Source organism: Pseudomonas sp. P2S-1 (assembly GCF_057197725.1).
The window spans coordinates 4935179-4951029 of sequence record NZ_CM170068.1 but is presented as its reverse complement, the minus strand read 5'-3'; the positions used below and the strand labels follow the sequence as shown (position 1 = coordinate 4951029).

Sequence of the window (15851 nt, the reverse complement as noted above, 5' to 3'; positions counted from 1 at the left end):
GGCATTCGCCTTTGGTCGACTGCCGGCGGAACCGATTAATCTTTTTCGTGCGACGGACGACACAGGGGGCGCGACGGCGGATTGCCGCGCCCTCTCCGTAGATTGCGTGACCTCGAAATGACCAAAAACCTGAAGTTCAGCCACAAGATCCTGCTGGCCGCCGCCCTCGTCGTGGTGGTCGCCTTTACCTGCTTCGTCTTCTTCAACGACTACCGCCAGCGTCAGTCCCTGCGGGTCAGCACCGAAGCTTCGATGCAGGAGCTGGGCAGCCTGACCGCGGGCAATATCCGCACCTGGCTGGACAGCCGCATCCAGATCCTCGATTCCTTCGCCCAGCAGGTCGCCGTCGACGGCCCCGGCAAGGACGCTCTCGGCCGCAGCCTGGCGCTGCCGGTGTACAACGCCAACTTCGCCCTGACCTACTTCGGCGGCAAGGACGGCGCCATGCAGTCGGTGCCCGCCGGCAACCGCGCCGCCGACTACGACCCGCGGGTACGCGGCTGGTACAAGAGCGCCAGCGCCGCCAACCAGACCGTGGTCACCGAACCCTATATCTCCGCCTCCATGGGCAAGCTGGTGGTGACCATCGCCACCCCGGTGCAACAGGCCGGCCAACTGATCGGCGTAGCCGGCGCGGACATGGCCCTGGACACCATCAGCGCGATCATCAACTCGCTGAACTTCGATGGCCACGGCCACGCCTTCATCGTCAACGGCGAAGGCAAGATCCTCATCCACCCGAATGGCGAACTGGCCCTGAAAACCCTGGCCGACGCTTATCCACAGGGCGCCCCGGTGATCGGCAAGGGCCTGAAGGAAGTCGAGATCGACGGGCGCAGGCAGTTCATCAACTTCAGCCATGTCGACGGCATCCCGTCGGCGGACTGGTATGTGGCGCTGGTGCTGGACCAGGACGCCGCCTTCTCCATGCTCGCCGAACTGCGCAGCTCCGCCGTGGTGGCGACCATCGCCGCCGTGCTGATCATCATCGCCCTCCTCGGCCTGCTGATCCGCGTGCTGATGGAGCCGCTGCACGTCATGGGCCGGGCCATGCACGATATCGCCGAGGGCAAGGGCGACCTGACCCGCCGGCTGGCCATCCATGCCCACGATGAATTCGGCACCCTGGGCCATTCGTTCAACCGTTTCGTCGAGCGGATCCACGAGTCGATCCGCGAAGTGTCGTCGGCCACCGGCCAGGTCAACGAGGTTGCCCTGCGCGTGGTCAGCGCCTCGAATGCCTCGATCCACAACGCCGACCAGCAGGCCAACCGCACCAGCAGCGTGGCGGCGGCAATCAACGAACTCGGCGCCGCCGCCCAGGAAATCGCCCAGAACGCCGCCCTCGCCTCGCAGCACTCCAGCGATGCGCGCAACCTCGCGGAAGACGGCCAGCAGGTGGTCAACCAGACCATCGAGGTGATGAACCAACTGTCAGCGAAGATCAGCGATTCCTGCGGCAACATCGAGACGCTGAATGCCAACACGGTGAATATCGGGCAGATCCTCGAAGTGATCGCCGGAATCTCCCAGCAGACCAACCTGCTGGCGCTCAATGCGGCGATCGAAGCGGCGCGGGCTGGCGAAGCCGGGCGTGGCTTTGCGGTGGTGGCGGACGAGGTGCGCAACCTGGCGCACCGCACCCAGGACTCGGCGCAGCAGGTGCAGCGGATCATCGAGGAATTGCAGTCGGGTGCGCAGGTAGCGGTCAGTACCATGACCGAGAGCCAGCATCAGAGCCAGCACAGCGTCGGCATCGCCAACCAGGCGGGCCAGCGGCTGGGCAGCGTGACCCAGCGCATCGGCGAGATCGACGGGATGAACCAGTCGGTGGCGACGGCGACCGAGGAACAGACCGCGGTGGTGGAATCGATCAATGTCGATATCACCGAGATCAATACCCTGAACCAGGAAGGGGTGGAGAACCTGCAGGCAACGTTGCGGGCCTGCAATGACCTGGAGAACCAGGTGGAGCGGCTGAAGCATCTGGTAGGCAGCTTCAGGATTTGATGTGAACTTCAGGGCCCCATCGCTGGCAAGCCAGCTCCCACAGGTCCGGCGGTACACGCGGTCACTGTGGGAGCTGGCTTGCCAGCGATGAGGCCCTCAAGAACAGCAGAGATTCAGAAGCGCGAGCCAGGCTCCAGCAGGAAGTCCATCTCTTCCCCCGTACTAGGCCGCCCCAGCACCAGGTTCCGGTGCGGGAACCGCCCAAACCGCGCAATAACCCGCTGATGCTGCTCGGCATAGTCAAGGAACCCCTCGAACAACCGCCGATCCGCCGCCGGCTGCGCCGCCAGCAAGCTCTGGTAGCGCTCGACACAGGTGTTCTGCCAGTCCAGCACTTCGGCATGCTCCAGCACCAGCAGGATGAACACCCGCTGCAGCGGCAGCAGCTGGTAATCCCAGGCCCGGTCCAGGCCCTGCATCACCAGTACCTGCGCACGCCGGTCACCTTCGAAGGCACGCGGCGTGTCGCGATAGATCATCCGCGGCAACTGGTCCAGCAACAGCACCAGGCCCAGCCAGCCCTGCGGGCTTTCCAGCCACTCCTCAAGACCACCAGCCAACGCCTGCTCGACCAGCGGCCCGAAGCGCTCGTGCGCCTCGGCGTCATGCTGCTTGCCGAACCACAGCGTGCTCTTCTCGTCAGCGACGTCCTGCGGGCTGGTGCCCCATCCGAACCACCATTCCAACAACGGCTGCCAAGGTGCGAGCATGGCCTGGTTACTCCTGGTGATAACCGGTGACGCGCTGGACTTCCTCTTTCGAACCGAGGAAGACCGCGACGCGCTGGTGCAGGCTGTCCGGCTGGATGTCGAGGATGCGCTGCTTGCCGTCGGTGGAAGCACCACCGGCCTGCTCGATGATGAAGGACATCGGGTTGGCCTCGTACATCAGGCGCAGTTTGCCCGGCTTGGACGGCTCGCGCGCGTCACGCGGGTACATGAACAGACCGCCACGGGTCAGGATGCGATGCACGTCGGCCACCATCGAGGCGATCCAGCGCATGTTGTAGTTCTTCTTCAGCGGGCCGGTCTCGCCTGCCAGCAGCTCGCCAACGTAACGGGTCACAGGCGCTTCCCAGTGACGCTGGTTGGACATGTTGATGGCGAATTCGGCGGTGGTTTCCGGAACCTTGATGTTCTCGTGGGTCAGGACGAAGCTGCCCAGCTCGCGGTCCAGGGTGAAGCCCTTGACGCCGTTGCCCAGGGTCAGGATCAGCATGGTCTGCGGGCCATAGATGGCGTAGCCGGCAGCGACCTGCTGGGTGCCTGGCTGGAGGAAGGCCTTTTCGTTGAGGCTTTCGTTCTGGCTCAGGTATTCGTTAGGGCAGCGCAGTACCGAGAAGATGGTGCCGACCGAAACGTTGACGTCGATGTTCGACGAGCCGTCCAGCGGGTCGAAGACCAGCAGGTAGGCGCCTTTCGGGTATTTGCCCGGGATCTGGTAGGCGTTGTCCATCTCTTCGGACGCCATGCCGGCCAGGTGACCGCCCCATTCGTTGGCTTCGAGAAGGATGTCGTTGGAAATCACGTCCAGTTTCTTCTGGACTTCGCCCTGCACGTTTTCAGTGCCCATGCTGCCCAGAACACCGCCGAGGGCGCCCTTGGACACGTTGTGGCTGATTTCCTTGCATGCGCGCGCCACCACTTCGATCAGGAAGCGCAGATCGGCAGGGGTGCTGTTGCTACGGGTCTGCTCAATCAGATAGCGACTCAGGGTAACGCGGGACATGTATGGCTCCGAAGGAATGAGGGATCAGGAAACCCGCGCAGTTTACAGGGAGAGGCCTGCGCGGGCGAGCATCAGGACACGCTTGCCCGATCAGACGGCGAAAAGCCCGTTGGGTTCACGCCGTTCGCCGGGTCAAGCACGGTCATTCCAGGGCGGTCCAGATTTCCCGAGCGTATTCGCCGATGGTCCGGTCCGAGGAGAACCAGCCCATCCGTGCGGTGTTGAGCACCGCCGAACGCCACCAGCGGTTGGGCTCGTGCCACAGCTCGTCGACCCGGCGCTGGGCCTCCCAGTAGGCGTCGAAGTCAGCGCAGAGCAGGAAGCGGTCGTAGGACACCAGCGAGTCCACCAGGCCGACATAGCGCGCCGGATCGTCCGGCGAGAACACCCCGCCGCGGATCGCCTGGAGCACGTCGTTGAGCCGGTGCGAGGAGCCAACGATGGAGCTGGCGTTGAAATCGCCATTGCGCTTGCGGCTTTCCACCTGCTGGGCCGTCAGGCCGAAGATGAACATATGGTCGGCGCCGACCTGCTCGCACATCTCCACGTTGGCGCCGTCGAGGGTGCCAATGGTCAGCGCACCGTTGAGGCCGAACTTCATGTTGCTGGTGCCCGAAGCCTCGTAGCCGGCAGTGGAGATCTGCTCTGACAGGTCCGCCGCCGGGATGATGCTTTCCGCCAGGCTGACGTTGTAGTTGGGCAGGAACACCACCTTGAGCAGGCCGCGCACGGTCGGGTCGTTGTTGACCACCTGGGCGATGTCGTTGGCCAGCTTGATGATCAGCTTGGCCTGGTGATAGCTGGCCGCCGCCTTGCCGGCGAAGATCTTCACCCGAGGTACCCAGTCGGTGCCCGGCTCGGCACGGATCGCCTGGTACAGGGCGACGGTGTGCATCAGGTTGAGCAACTGGCGCTTGTATTCGTGGATCCGTTTGACCTGAACGTCGAACATCGCTTCCGGATTGACGGTGATGCCCAGGCGTTCCTGGATGATGCTCGCCAGGGCGCGCTTGCTGTGCAGGCGCTGCTCGGCGAATTTCTTGCGGAAAGCGGCCTTTTCGGCGAAGGGCTCCAGGCCGCGCAGCTTGGTTTCCGGGCTGTCCAGCAGGTCTTCGCCGAGGGCGTCCACCAGCATGGCGGTGAGTTGCGGGTTGGACTGGTACAGCCAGCGGCGGAAGGTGATGCCGTTGGTCTTGTTGTTGATCCGCTCGGGGTAGAGCTTGTGCAGTTCGGAGAACACCGTGCTGCGCATCAGCTTGGTGTGCAGCGCCGACACACCGTTGACGCTGTGGGAGCCGAGGAACGCCAGGTTGCCCATGCGCACGCGGCGGCCGTTGTCTTCCTCGATCAGGGAGACGGCGCGCAGCACGTCGAAGTCATGGATGCCTTTGGCCCGCAGCGAATCGATATGGTAGGCGTTGATCAGGTAGATGATCTGCATGTGCCGCGGCAGCATGCGCTCCATCAGGTTCACCGCCCAGGTTTCCAGGGCTTCCGGCAGCAGGGTGTGGTTGGTGTAGGCCAGGGTGTCGACGGTGATTTTCCAGGCCGTGTCCCACGGCACTTCGTGCTGGTCGACCAGCAGGCGCATCAGCTCGGCCACGGCAATCGACGGGTGGGTGTCGTTGAGCTGGATGGCCGCCTGCTCGGACAGGTTGAGCAGGGTGTCGTGCATGTTCAGGTGGCGGCGCAGCAGGTCCTGCAGCGAGGCCGAAACGAAGAAGTATTCCTGGCGCAGGCGCAGCTCCTGGCCGGCCTCGGTGCTGTCGGCCGGGTACAGGACCCGGGAAATGCTTTCGGCCCGGGCCACTTCGGCCACGGCGCCAAGGTGGTCGCCGGCGTTGAAGCGTTCCAGGTGCAACTCTTCCAGCGCCCTCGCCCGCCACAGGCGCAGGGTATTCACGCTGGCGCCGCGCCAGCCCACCACCGGGGTGTCATAGGCCACCGCCCGCACGGTTTCCGCCGGCCACCAGACCTGGCGCGGCTCGCCGCTGCCGGTGTGCACGGTCTCGACGCGGCCGCCAAAGCTGATCGGGTAGATCACCTCGGCCCGCTCGAACTCCCAGGGGTTGCCGAAATCCAGCCAGTTCTCGGTCTGCTCCTGCTGCCAGCCGTCCACCACCGCCTGGCGGAACAGGCCGTGTTCGTAGCGGATGCCATAGCCGTGGGCGGCGATGCCGAGGGTCGACATGGATTCCATGAAGCACGCCGCCAGCCGGCCGAGGCCGCCGTTGCCCAGCGCCGCATCCGGTTCCAGCAGGCGGATGCGTTCCAGGTCGACATCCAGCCCTTGCAGGGCCTCGCGGGCCACTTCGAGCATGCCGAGGTTGCTCAGGCTGTCGTAGAGCAACCGGCCGATGAGGAATTCGAGGGAGAGGTAATAGACCCGCTTCTGGCTGCTGCGGTAGATCTGCCGCGTGTGGTCCATCCAGTGATCGACCATATGGTCCCTGGCGGCCAGGGCGATGGCTTCGAACCAGTCATGGTCGAAGGCGTGTTCCGGGTCCTTGCCGACCGCATAGGTCAGTTTTTCCAGTACAGCGGTGCGAAACGCGGCCACCTCTGCGTCACGAGCGTTCGAATCCTGAGACATGCGGGGTCCTCGAGCGGGTTTGACGATTGCCGATGGTGATCAGACAGACTAGACGGTTCGACACAGAGCGTCGGCGTGGGTTCGTCGGGGCTTTTTCCAGGTAGTTGCAAAAGTGGGACCGACTGCCAGGGATTTCGCAAATGGTTGTTCACATTTTGATCAACTCCGGTATGATCGCGCGCCTTCCTATACCTATATGCCTGACCCCTGATGAAACCGACCCTGATTGCCGCCGCCGAGCTTGACCGTCTCGAGACGTGGCAGAAATACGCCAGCCATATGTGCGGCGGCTGCATGTCCACCTGCTGCACCTTGCCGGTGGAAGTGAAGTTGAAAGACCTGATCCGTATTGGCGTGGTGGATGAGTTCGAAGTGGGCGAACCGCCGAAGAATATCGCCAAGCGGTTGCAGAAGGATGGCATCGTCGAGCGTTTCAACCAGAAGTCCGGAATCTTCACCCTGACCCGGATGAGCAACGATGACTGCCTCTATCTGGACCGCAAGACCCGCCTGTGCACCATTTACGACAAGCGCCCGGACACCTGCCGCAACCACCCGCGGGTCGGGCCGCGGCCGGGGTACTGTGCGTACAAGCCGAAGCCGGCCAGCCGCTGAAAGATCAGCTCAGCCCCCTGTAGGAGCTGGCTTGCCTGCGATGGACCGCGCAGCGGTCCCAAAACCATCCAGCACGAGCTCCTGAACAGACAGTGATCGAAATTCAGCGCCTGTTCGATCCTGTTCATCCAGAGGCTCTGAATTGGCAGGATTTGGGACCGCTATGCGGTCCATCGCAGGCAAGCCAGCTCCTACAGGTACCGCGACAGCAGGCAAAAAAAAGCCCCCGGCCTTTCGACCGGGGGCTTTTTCATTTCAAGCCGGGCTTAGTTGGCCTTGGCTTTCTTGGCAGCGCGGGTACGCTCGCCTTCGTCGAGGATCTTCTTGCGCAGACGGATCGACTTAGGCGTCACTTCGCACAGCTCGTCGTCCTGGATGAATTCCAGGGCCTGTTCCAGGGTGAAACGAACCGGCGGAACCAGGGCGATGGTCTCGTCCTTGCCCGAAGCACGCATGTTGTCGAGCTTCTTGCCTTTGGTTGGGTTCACACCCAGGTCGTTGTCACGGCTGTTCAGACCAACGATCTGACCGTTGTAGATTTCCTGGCCGTGCTCGACGAACAGCTTGCCGCGCGCCTGCAGGGTTTCCAGGGAGTAGGTCAGGGCCTTGCCGGTCTCGACCGAAACCAGTACGCCGTTCAGGCGGCCGGACATGTGGCCGGACTTCATGGTGTCGTAGCGGTCGAAGATCGAGGTCAGGATGCCTGCACCGTTGGTCAGGGTCAGGAACTGGTTACGGAAACCGATCAGACCACGGGCTGGAATGTTGTACTCCAGACGTACACGACCCTTGCCATCCGGCGCCATGTTAGTCAGGTCGCCCTTACGCAGACCCATTTCTTCCATGACCTTGCCCTGGGATTCTTCAGGGATGTCGATGGTGACGTTTTCGAACGGTTCGTGCTTGGCACCGTTGACTTCGCGGATGATCACTTCAGGACGGCCTACAGCCATCTCGAAGCCTTCGCGACGCATGGTTTCGATCAGAACCGACAGATGCAGCTCACCACGGCCGGAAACCTTGAACTTGTCAGCCGAGTCGCCTTCTTCAACGCGCAGTGCAACGTTGTACAGCAGTTCCTTGTCCAGACGCTCCTTGATGTTACGGGAGGTCACGAACTTGCCTTCTTTACCGCAGAACGGCGAGTCGTTCACCTGGAAGGTCATGGAAACGGTCGGCTCGTCGACGGTCAGCGGCTTCATCGCTTCCACTGCGTCCGGGGAGCACAGGGTGTCGGAGATGAACAGCTCGTCGAAACCGCTGATGCAGACGATGTCGCCAGCCTGGGCTTCTTCGACGTCGATGCGGTGCAGGCCGTGGTGACCCATCAGCTTCAGGATACGACCGTTGCGGCGCTTGCCGTCGGTGTCGATGGCGACGACCGGGGTGTTCGGCTTGACGCGGCCACGGGCGATACGGCCAACGCCGATAACACCGAGGAAGCTGTTGTAGTCCAGAGCGGAGATCTGCATCTGGAACGGACCGTCACGGTCGACAGCCGGCGCAGGTACGTTGTCGATGATCGACTGGTACAGCGGGGTCATGTCTTCGGCCATTTCGGTGTGGTCCAGACCGGCGATGCCGTTCAGGGCCGAGGCGTAGACGACTTTGAAGTCCAGCTGTTCGTCGGTGGCACCGAGGTTGTCGAACAGGTCGAAGATCTGGTCCAGAACCCAGTCAGGACGCGCGCCCGGACGGTCGACCTTGTTGATCACGACGATCGGCTTCAGACCGGCTTCGAAGGCCTTCTTGGTCACGAAACGGGTTTGCGGCATAGGGCCGTCTTGAGCGTCGACCAGCAGCAGCACGGAGTCGACCATCGACATTACGCGCTCTACTTCGCCACCGAAGTCGGCGTGGCCGGGGGTGTCGACGATGTTGATGTGGTAGCCATTCCAGTTAATGGCGGTGTTTTTCGCCAGAATGGTAATACCGCGCTCTTTTTCCTGGTCGTTGGAGTCCATGACGCGCTCGTCGTTGAGCTCGTTACGCTCCAGGGTGCCGGACTGGCGCAGGAGTTTGTCGACCAGGGTGGTTTTACCATGGTCAACGTGGGCGATGATGGCGATGTTGCGCAGATTCTCAATCACTGTGTGTATCTCGATCTCAGGTATTCGGTGCCGCCGCCAGGGCAGCGGGTTTCAGTAAACGGAGCAGGAAATCCGGTCGGGAGGACGATGGCGGGAACGATCGCCATCGTGCTTCCTAGGCGGGGCGATAAACGCGCACATTGGCGTGTCCCTCACTGAGCAGGTGATGAGCATGCAGGCGGCTCATGACACCTTTATCGCAATAGAGCAAATACTGACGATTGCCATCCAGGTGCTTGAAGCGGCTGTTCAGTGCATAGAACGGCACGGCCTGGACTTCGATGCCGTCGAGCAGCAGAGGTTCGTCTTCCTGGGCATCCGGGTGACGGATGTCGATGACGATCTGGCCCGGCAGGGCCTCGGCCAGTTCTTCGACCTGGATGTCCTGGCCCAGTTCGTCGATCACGTGGTCGATGGAAATATAGCGGGCGCGCTCCAGGGCGCGGTCCAGCACTTCCATGTCGAACTGCTTTTCTTCGTGGTCGACGCGGTGGCGCTTGGCGCAGGTGGTCGGGTTCACCGAGATCACGCCGCAATATTCAGGCATGTGCTTGGCGAACTCGGCGGTGCCGATTTCGTTGGCCTGGTCGATGATGTCCTGCTTGTGGCTGGCCAGCAGCGGACGCAGTACCAGTTTCTCGGTGGCCGAGTCGATCACCGCAAGGTTCGGCAGGGTCTGGCTGGAGACCTGGGAAATGGCCTCGCCGGTAACCAGCGCATCGATTTCCAGACGGTCGGCAACCCGGGTCGCGGCGCGCAGCATCATGCGCTTGAGGGTCACGCCCATATAACTGTTGTCGACCTTGCCGAGGATCTCGCCGACCACTTCCTCGAATGGCACGCTGACGAACAGCACGCGCTGGCTGCTGCCGTACTTCTTCCACAGGTAGTGGGCGACTTCCATCACGCCCAGCTCGTGGGCACGGCCGCCAAGGTTGAAGAAGCAGAAGTGGGTCATCAGGCCGCGACGCATCATCTGGAAGGCGGCGACGGTGGAGTCGAAACCGCCGGACATCAGTACCAGGGTCTGCTCCAGCGCGCCCAGCGGGTAGCCGCCGATGCCCTTGTGCTGGTTGTGGATCACGTAGAGGCGCTTGTCGCGCACTTCGATACGCACTTCCACTTCCGGGTTGCGCAGGTCGATGCCGGCGGCGCCGCACTGCTGGCGCAGCTGGCTGCCGACGTAGCGGTCGACGTCCATCGAGGTGAAGTCGTGGTGGCCGCCGCGCTTGCAGCGCACGGCGAAGCGCTTGCCGGCCAGCAGGTGGCCGAAGTGGGTCTTGCACTTGGCGACGATATCGTCGAAATCACCCAGCGGGTATTCGTCGACCTGCAGGAAGTGCGCGATCCCCGGCATGCAGGTCAGGCGCTCGGTCATCTCGCGCAATACTTTCTCGTCCTCGATGCGGGTGACCACTTCGAGGTTGTCCCAGACGCCATCGACCTTGACCTCGGGGTCGAGCTCACGCAGCACGGCGCGGATGTTGCGGCCGAGCTGACGGATGAACCGCTTGCGGACCGGGCGGCCCTTGATGGTGATTTCTGGAAAGACTTTGACGATCAGTTTCATGGAAAACAGCGCGCGAGCGGCCAGCCGAAAAAGGGGGGCGCGGATTATAGCGGAAATTGCTCAAGGTTTGACCAACTTTTGTCCGAATGCTTTCTCGTGCATCAAGTTGGTGCATTTAGGCGATCTTGCGCACTCAAAGAGCGCAGAAAAAATCGACATTTCCTACAGAAAAGGCTGAAACGCGAGAAAACGGGGCATAAATCCCGTTTTCGGGCACTGGCATGCAATTTGCTCCCTTGTGAGGCAGGTTGCCTTGGTCGAGTATTCCGGCCCGGCATCACCCAAATTCAAGGGCTGCACAGGCAAGCTCTACCCCACCCGGAGGACACCATGTCGAAGTCGGTTCAACTCATCAAAGATCATGACGTTAAATGGATTGATCTGCGCTTCACTGACACCCGCGGCACTCAGCACCACGTCACCATGCCAGCCCGTGACGCGCTGGAAGACGACTTCTTCGAAGTCGGCAAGATGTTCGACGGTTCCTCCATCGCTGGCTGGAAAGGCATCGAAGCCTCCGACATGATCCTGATGCCGGTCGACGACACCGCCGTCCTGGACCCGTTCACCGAAGAGCCGACCCTGATCCTGGTCTGCGACATCATCGAGCCTTCCAGCATGCAAGGCTACGATCGCGACCCACGTGCGATCGCCAAGCGCGCCGAAGAGTACCTGAAGAGCACCGCCATCGGTGACACCGTCTTCGCCGGTCCGGAGCCAGAGTTCTTCATCTTCGACGAAGTGAAGTTCAAGTCCGACATCTCCGGCTCGATGTTCAAGATCTTCTCCGAGCAAGGCTCCTGGATGTCCGACCAGGACGTCGAAGGCGGCAACAAAGGCCACCGTCCAGGCGTCAAGGGCGGCTACTTCCCGGTTCCGCCGTTCGACCACGACCACGAAATCCGTACCGCCATGTGCAACGCACTGGAAGAGATGGGTCAGACCGTCGAAGTTCACCACCACGAAGTGGCGACTGCCGGCCAGAACGAAATCGGCGTCAAGTTCAACACCCTGGTGAAGAAGGCTGACGAAGTTCAGACCCTGAAATACGTCGTGCACAACGTTGCCGATGCCTACGGCCGCACCGCGACCTTCATGCCGAAGCCTCTGTACGGCGACAACGGCTCGGGCATGCACGTGCACATGTCGATCTGGAAAGAAGGCAAGAACACCTTCTCCGGCGAAGGCTATGCCGGCCTGTCCGACACCGCCCTGTACTTCATCGGCGGCATCATCAAGCACGGTAAGGCCCTGAACGGCTTCACCAACCCGTCGACCAACTCCTACAAGCGTCTGGTCCCAGGCTTCGAAGCTCCGGTCATGCTGGCCTACTCGGCGCGCAACCGTTCCGCCTCGATCCGCATTCCTTACGTCGGCAGCCCGAAAGCCCGCCGTATCGAAGCCCGCTTCCCGGATCCGGCTGCCAACCCGTACCTGGCCTTCGCTGCCCTGCTGATGGCCGGCCTGGACGGTATCCAGAACAAGATCCACCCAGGCGACGCAGCGGACAAGAACCTGTACGACCTGCCACCAGAAGAAGCCAAGGAAATCCCGCAAGTCTGCGGCAGCCTGAAAGAGGCCCTGGAAGAACTGGACAAAGGCCGTGCGTTCCTGACCAAGGGCGGCGTGTTCTCCGACGACTTCATCGATGCCTACATCGCGCTGAAATCCGAAGAAGAAATCAAGGTCCGCACCTTCGTACACCCACTGGAATACGAGCTGTACTACAGCTGCTAATTCTCCGCTGGGGAGCTGCAAGCTATAAGCTTCAAGCCACAAGAAAAGCAGACCACGCTGTTCCTGCTTTTCTCTTATGACTTGCAGCTTGAAGCTTGCGGCTCAACATGGAAAAGGCCTCCTTCGGGAGGCCTTTTTCGTACAGGCTTCAGCTCCAGGGCTGATAGTCCGGGATTTCCCCCTGCCCCATGCTGGTCCGCTCCCCACTCAGCGAGGCCACGTCATGCTCACACGTCTCTTTCTTCTCGGTTCGCTGGCGCTGATCAGCGCTTGCTCCAGCACTCCCGCCACCCAGCCCGTCGATGCACAGGTGCTGTTGCGCACCAGCACGGCCTGGGACGGCTCGCCCTACCCCGACTACCCCACCGGCAGTCCCGAACTCAGCCTGTTGAAGATCCGTATCGCACCCGATACCTCGCTCGACTGGCATCATCATCCCGCCCCCAATGCCGGCTATCTGCTCGCTGGCGACCTGCGCGTCGAAACCCGCGACGGCCGCGAGAAACACCTGCGGGCCGGCGAGGCCCTGGCGGAGCTGACCGGCATCGTCCATCGCGGCCACAGCGGCAGCCGCGGCGCCGAGCTGATCGTGTTTTATGCAGGGAGCCCGGGCCTTCCTCTTTCCGTGATCGCGGTGGAAGAAGAGCAGGCGTTGCCTGCACGTTGATCCACACCCAGTCACGTCCGTGGCAGGCAAGCAGCATCTTTCACTCTATGCTTCATCTTGGTGCGTAAACTGGCATTCCGGGGAATAATCCAGCCCATTTTGGGTCACAAATTCTTGCAATTCCGGACTTTGTAGGCCTTTTTCGGGCAGATTCAGGGGTTTCCCCGGAGATTCCGCTTCTTTTCGGAGCCTTGGTTTGCTTTTTGCATTTTCCTCGGATCAGCGAATGACCAGCGTTCGCGCCCCTGGCCGTTGCCGGGTCCGACATGTGCCAAAAGAGGTCAAAGACGCCACATGACCATCAGCGATGCACTGCACCGACTACTACTGGACAACCTGACCACCGCCACCATCCTGCTCAACGCCGAATTGCGCCTTGAGTACATGAACCCGGCGGCGGAGATGCTCCTGGCCATCAGCGGCCAGCGCAGCCATGGGCAATTCATCAGCGAACTCTTCACCGAGTCCAGCGAGGCCCTGAACTCCCTGCGCCAGGCGGTGGAGCACGCCCACCCCTTTACCAAGCGCGAGGCCCAGCTCACCTCGCTGACCGGGCAAAGCCTGACCGTCGACTACGCCGTCACGCCGATCCTCAGCAACGGCCGCACCCTGTTGCTGCTCGAAGTGCATCCCCGCGACCGCCTGCTTCGCATCACCAAGGAAGAGGCCCAGCTGTCCAAGCAGGAAACCACCAAGATGCTGGTGCGCGGCATGGCCCACGAGATCAAGAACCCGCTGGGCGGGATTCGCGGTGCCGCCCAGTTGCTGGCCCGCGAGCTGCCCGACGAGGGGCTCAAGGACTACACCAACGTCATCATCGAAGAGGCCGACCGCCTGCGTAACCTGGTCGATCGCATGCTTGGCTCGAACAAGCTGCCGCTGCTGGCCCTGACCAACGTCCACGAAGTGCTCGAGCGGGTCTGCAGCCTGGTCGAGGCGGAAACCCAGGGCGGCATCACGTTGGTGCGCGACTACGACCCGAGCCTGCCGGACGTGCTGATCGACCGCGAACAGATGATCCAGGCCGTACTCAACATCGTGCGCAACGCCATGCAGGCCATCAGCGCGCAGAATGAACTGCGCCTGGGGCGTATCACCCTGCGCAGCCGGGCCATGCGCCAGTTCACCATCGGCCATGTGCGCCATCGCCTGGTGGCCAAGGTCGAGATCATCGACAACGGCCCCGGCATTCCTGCGGAACTGCAGGACACCCTCTTCTATCCCATGGTCAGCGGCCGCCCGGACGGTACCGGGCTGGGCCTGGCCATCACCCAGAACATCATCAGCCAGCACCAGGGCCTGATCGAATGTGACAGCCATCCGGGCCACACCACCTTCTCGATCTTCCTGCCACTGGAACAAGGAGCCGCTTCCTCATGAGCCGTAGTGAAACTGTCTGGATCGTCGATGACGACCGCTCCATCCGCTGGGTCCTGGAAAAAGCCTTGCAACAGGAAGGCATGAACACCCAGAGCTTCGACAGTGCCGATGGCGTCATGAGCCGCCTGGCCCGCCAGCAGCCGGACGTGATCATCTCCGACATCCGCATGCCGGGCGCCAGCGGCCTCGACCTGCTGGCGCAGATCCGCGAACAGCACCCGCGCCTGCCGGTGATCATCATGACCGCCCATTCCGACCTGGACAGCGCGGTGGCCTCCTACCAGGGCGGTGCCTTCGAATACCTGCCCAAGCCGTTCGATGTTGACGAGGCGGTGTCGCTGGTCAAGCGCGCCAACCAGCATGCCCAGGAACAACAGGGCATGGACGTCGCGCCAGCCCTGACCCGCACTCCGGAAATCATCGGCGAAGCGCCGGCGATGCAGGAGGTGTTCCGCGCCATCGGTCGCCTCAGCCACTCCAACATCACAGTGCTGATCAACGGCGAATCCGGGACCGGTAAAGAGCTGGTAGCCCACGCCCTGCACCGCCACAGCCCGCGCGCCGCAGCGCCGTTCATCGCCCTGAACATGGCGGCGATTCCCAAGGACCTGATGGAGTCCGAGCTGTTCGGCCACGAGAAAGGCGCCTTTACCGGCGCGGCCAACCTGCGTCGCGGCCGCTTCGAGCAGGCCGACGGTGGCACCCTGTTCCTCGACGAGATCGGCGACATGCCGGCCGACACCCAGACCCGCCTGCTGCGGGTCCTGGCCGATGGTGAGTTCTACCGTGTCGGTGGCCACACCCCGGTCAAGGTCGACGTGCGCATCATCGCGGCCACGCACCAGAACCTGGAAACCCTGGTCCAGGCCGGCAAGTTCCGTGAGGACCTGTTCCACCGCCTCAACGTGATCCGCATCCATATCCCGCGCCTGGCCGACCGTCGCGAAGACATCCCGACCCTCGCCCGCCATTTCCTCGGCCGCGCCGCCCAGGAGCTGGCCGTCGAGCCCAAGCTGCTCAAGGCGGAAACCGAGGAATTCATCCGCAACCTGCCGTGGCCGGGCAACGTGCGCCAGTTGGAGAACACCTGCCGCTGGATCACCGTGATGGCTTCCGGTCGCGAAGTGCATGTCGGCGACCTGCCGCCCGAGCTGCTGAGCCTGCCACAGGACGCAGCACCGGTGACCAACTGGGAGCAGGCGCTGCGTCAGTGGGCCGACCAGGCGTTGTCCCGTGGCCAGTCGAGCCTGCTCGACAGCGCCGTGCCGAGCTTCGAGCGGATCATGATCGAGACGGCCCTCAAGCACACTGCCGGGCGCCGCCGCGATGCCGCCGTGCTGCTGGGCTGGGGTCGCAACACCCTGACCCGGAAGATCAAGGAGCTGGGCATGAAGGTGGACGGTGCGGACGACGGAGACGACGAAGAGTCCTGATCCACCTCTTGAAAAGAACGCGGGGCCG

The 15851-nt window shown here is 62.5% G+C and carries 11 protein-coding genes and 1 pseudogene; 7 read left to right on the top strand and 5 right to left on the bottom strand.

Translation table 11 applies throughout. From position 1 onward, the window contains the following. Positions 1 to 117: 117 nt before the first annotated feature. Both AC2CQI_RS22220 and AC2CQI_RS22215 read left to right on the top strand, forming a co-directional pair. Positions 118 to 1107 (top strand): annotated as a pseudogene (locus tag AC2CQI_RS22220) (cache domain-containing protein); the annotation flags it as partial. A gap of 72 nt (positions 1108 to 1179) precedes the next feature. Next, positions 1180 to 2010, top strand: a complete 831-nt coding sequence (locus AC2CQI_RS22215; RefSeq protein WP_484580654.1) for a methyl-accepting chemotaxis protein — start codon at positions 1180 to 1182, stop codon at positions 2008 to 2010. Positions 2011 to 2123: 113 nt separating this feature from the next. Here AC2CQI_RS22215 and AC2CQI_RS22210 read toward each other — a convergent pair whose 3' ends face one another. From AC2CQI_RS22210 to AC2CQI_RS22200, 3 genes are all read right to left on the bottom strand, one after another. Next, positions 2124 to 2720: a DUF924 family protein gene (locus AC2CQI_RS22210; protein ID WP_075804900.1), complete on the bottom strand. Its 597-nt coding sequence runs from the start codon at positions 2718 to 2720 to the stop codon at positions 2124 to 2126. Between the two features lie 7 nt (positions 2721 to 2727). Beyond that, entirely contained in the window at positions 2728 to 3738 is a 1011-nt protein-coding gene (locus tag AC2CQI_RS22205) for a class 1 fructose-bisphosphatase (protein WP_075804901.1), read from the bottom strand. Positions 3739 to 3880: 142 nt separating this feature from the next. Then, positions 3881 to 6331 (bottom strand): glycogen/starch/alpha-glucan phosphorylase, encoded by a 2451-nt coding sequence (locus tag AC2CQI_RS22200; protein WP_075804902.1) that lies wholly within the window; start codon positions 6329 to 6331, stop codon positions 3881 to 3883. Between the two features lie 210 nt (positions 6332 to 6541). Here AC2CQI_RS22200 and AC2CQI_RS22195 point away from each other — a divergent pair, with 210 nt between their 5' ends. Continuing rightward, positions 6542 to 6946, top strand: a complete 405-nt coding sequence (locus AC2CQI_RS22195; protein WP_009396120.1) for a YkgJ family cysteine cluster protein — start codon at positions 6542 to 6544, stop codon at positions 6944 to 6946. A 266-nt stretch (positions 6947 to 7212) separates the two neighbouring features. Here the strand turns inward: AC2CQI_RS22195 and typA are convergent, their stop codons facing one another. Both typA and thiI read right to left on the bottom strand, forming a co-directional pair. Continuing rightward, complete coding sequence (gene typA / locus AC2CQI_RS22190) at positions 7213 to 9036, bottom strand: translational GTPase TypA (protein ID WP_484577899.1); 1824 nt, start codon at positions 9034 to 9036, stop codon at positions 7213 to 7215. A 115-nt stretch (positions 9037 to 9151) separates the two neighbouring features. Continuing rightward, positions 9152 to 10606, bottom strand: coding sequence for a tRNA uracil 4-sulfurtransferase ThiI (thiI, locus tag AC2CQI_RS22185; RefSeq protein ID WP_484577898.1), 1455 nt, complete (start codon positions 10604 to 10606; stop codon positions 9152 to 9154). A 330-nt stretch (positions 10607 to 10936) separates the two neighbouring features. Here thiI and glnA point away from each other — a divergent pair, with 330 nt between their 5' ends. The 4 genes from glnA to ntrC all read left to right on the top strand — a co-directional run bounded on the left by glnA (position 10937) and on the right by ntrC (position 15823). Beyond that, positions 10937 to 12343: a type I glutamate--ammonia ligase gene (gene glnA, locus AC2CQI_RS22180; RefSeq protein ID WP_075804905.1), complete on the top strand. Its 1407-nt coding sequence runs from the start codon at positions 10937 to 10939 to the stop codon at positions 12341 to 12343. 223 nt (positions 12344 to 12566) lie between these two features. Further along, positions 12567 to 13010, top strand: a complete 444-nt coding sequence (locus AC2CQI_RS22175) for a cupin domain-containing protein (RefSeq protein WP_075804906.1) — start codon at positions 12567 to 12569, stop codon at positions 13008 to 13010. 294 nt (positions 13011 to 13304) lie between these two features. Further along, positions 13305 to 14390 (top strand): nitrogen regulation protein NR(II), encoded by a 1086-nt coding sequence (gene glnL, locus AC2CQI_RS22170; protein WP_075804907.1) that lies wholly within the window; start codon positions 13305 to 13307, stop codon positions 14388 to 14390. Then, positions 14387 to 15823, top strand: a complete 1437-nt coding sequence (gene ntrC, locus AC2CQI_RS22165) for a nitrogen regulation protein NR(I) (RefSeq protein ID WP_484577897.1) — start codon at positions 14387 to 14389, stop codon at positions 15821 to 15823. The genes glnL and ntrC overlap by 4 nt, the downstream gene beginning before the upstream one ends. The last annotated feature ends 28 nt before the right edge of the window (positions 15824 to 15851 follow it).

Excerpts from the sequence above, each read along its gene's own strand:
- AC2CQI_RS22210 (WP_075804900.1), bottom strand. The coding sequence starts at position 2,720 with ATGCTCGCACCTTGGCAGCCGTTGTTGGAATGGTGGTTCGGATGGGGC.
- AC2CQI_RS22195 (WP_009396120.1), top strand. The coding sequence starts at position 6,542 with ATGAAACCGACCCTGATTGCCGCCGCCGAGCTTGACCGTCTCGAGACG.
- glnL (WP_075804907.1), top strand. The coding sequence starts at position 13,305 with ATGACCATCAGCGATGCACTGCACCGACTACTACTGGACAACCTGACC.
- AC2CQI_RS22175 (WP_075804906.1), top strand. The coding sequence starts at position 12,567 with ATGCTCACACGTCTCTTTCTTCTCGGTTCGCTGGCGCTGATCAGCGCT.
- AC2CQI_RS22200 (WP_075804902.1), bottom strand. The coding sequence starts at position 6,331 with ATGTCTCAGGATTCGAACGCTCGTGACGCAGAGGTGGCCGCGTTTCGC.
- ntrC (WP_484577897.1), top strand. The coding sequence starts at position 14,387 with ATGAGCCGTAGTGAAACTGTCTGGATCGTCGATGACGACCGCTCCATC.
- AC2CQI_RS22205 (WP_075804901.1), bottom strand. The coding sequence starts at position 3,738 with ATGTCCCGCGTTACCCTGAGTCGCTATCTGATTGAGCAGACCCGTAGC.
- glnA (WP_075804905.1), top strand. The coding sequence starts at position 10,937 with ATGTCGAAGTCGGTTCAACTCATCAAAGATCATGACGTTAAATGGATT.
- thiI (WP_484577898.1), bottom strand. The coding sequence starts at position 10,606 with ATGAAACTGATCGTCAAAGTCTTTCCAGAAATCACCATCAAGGGCCGC.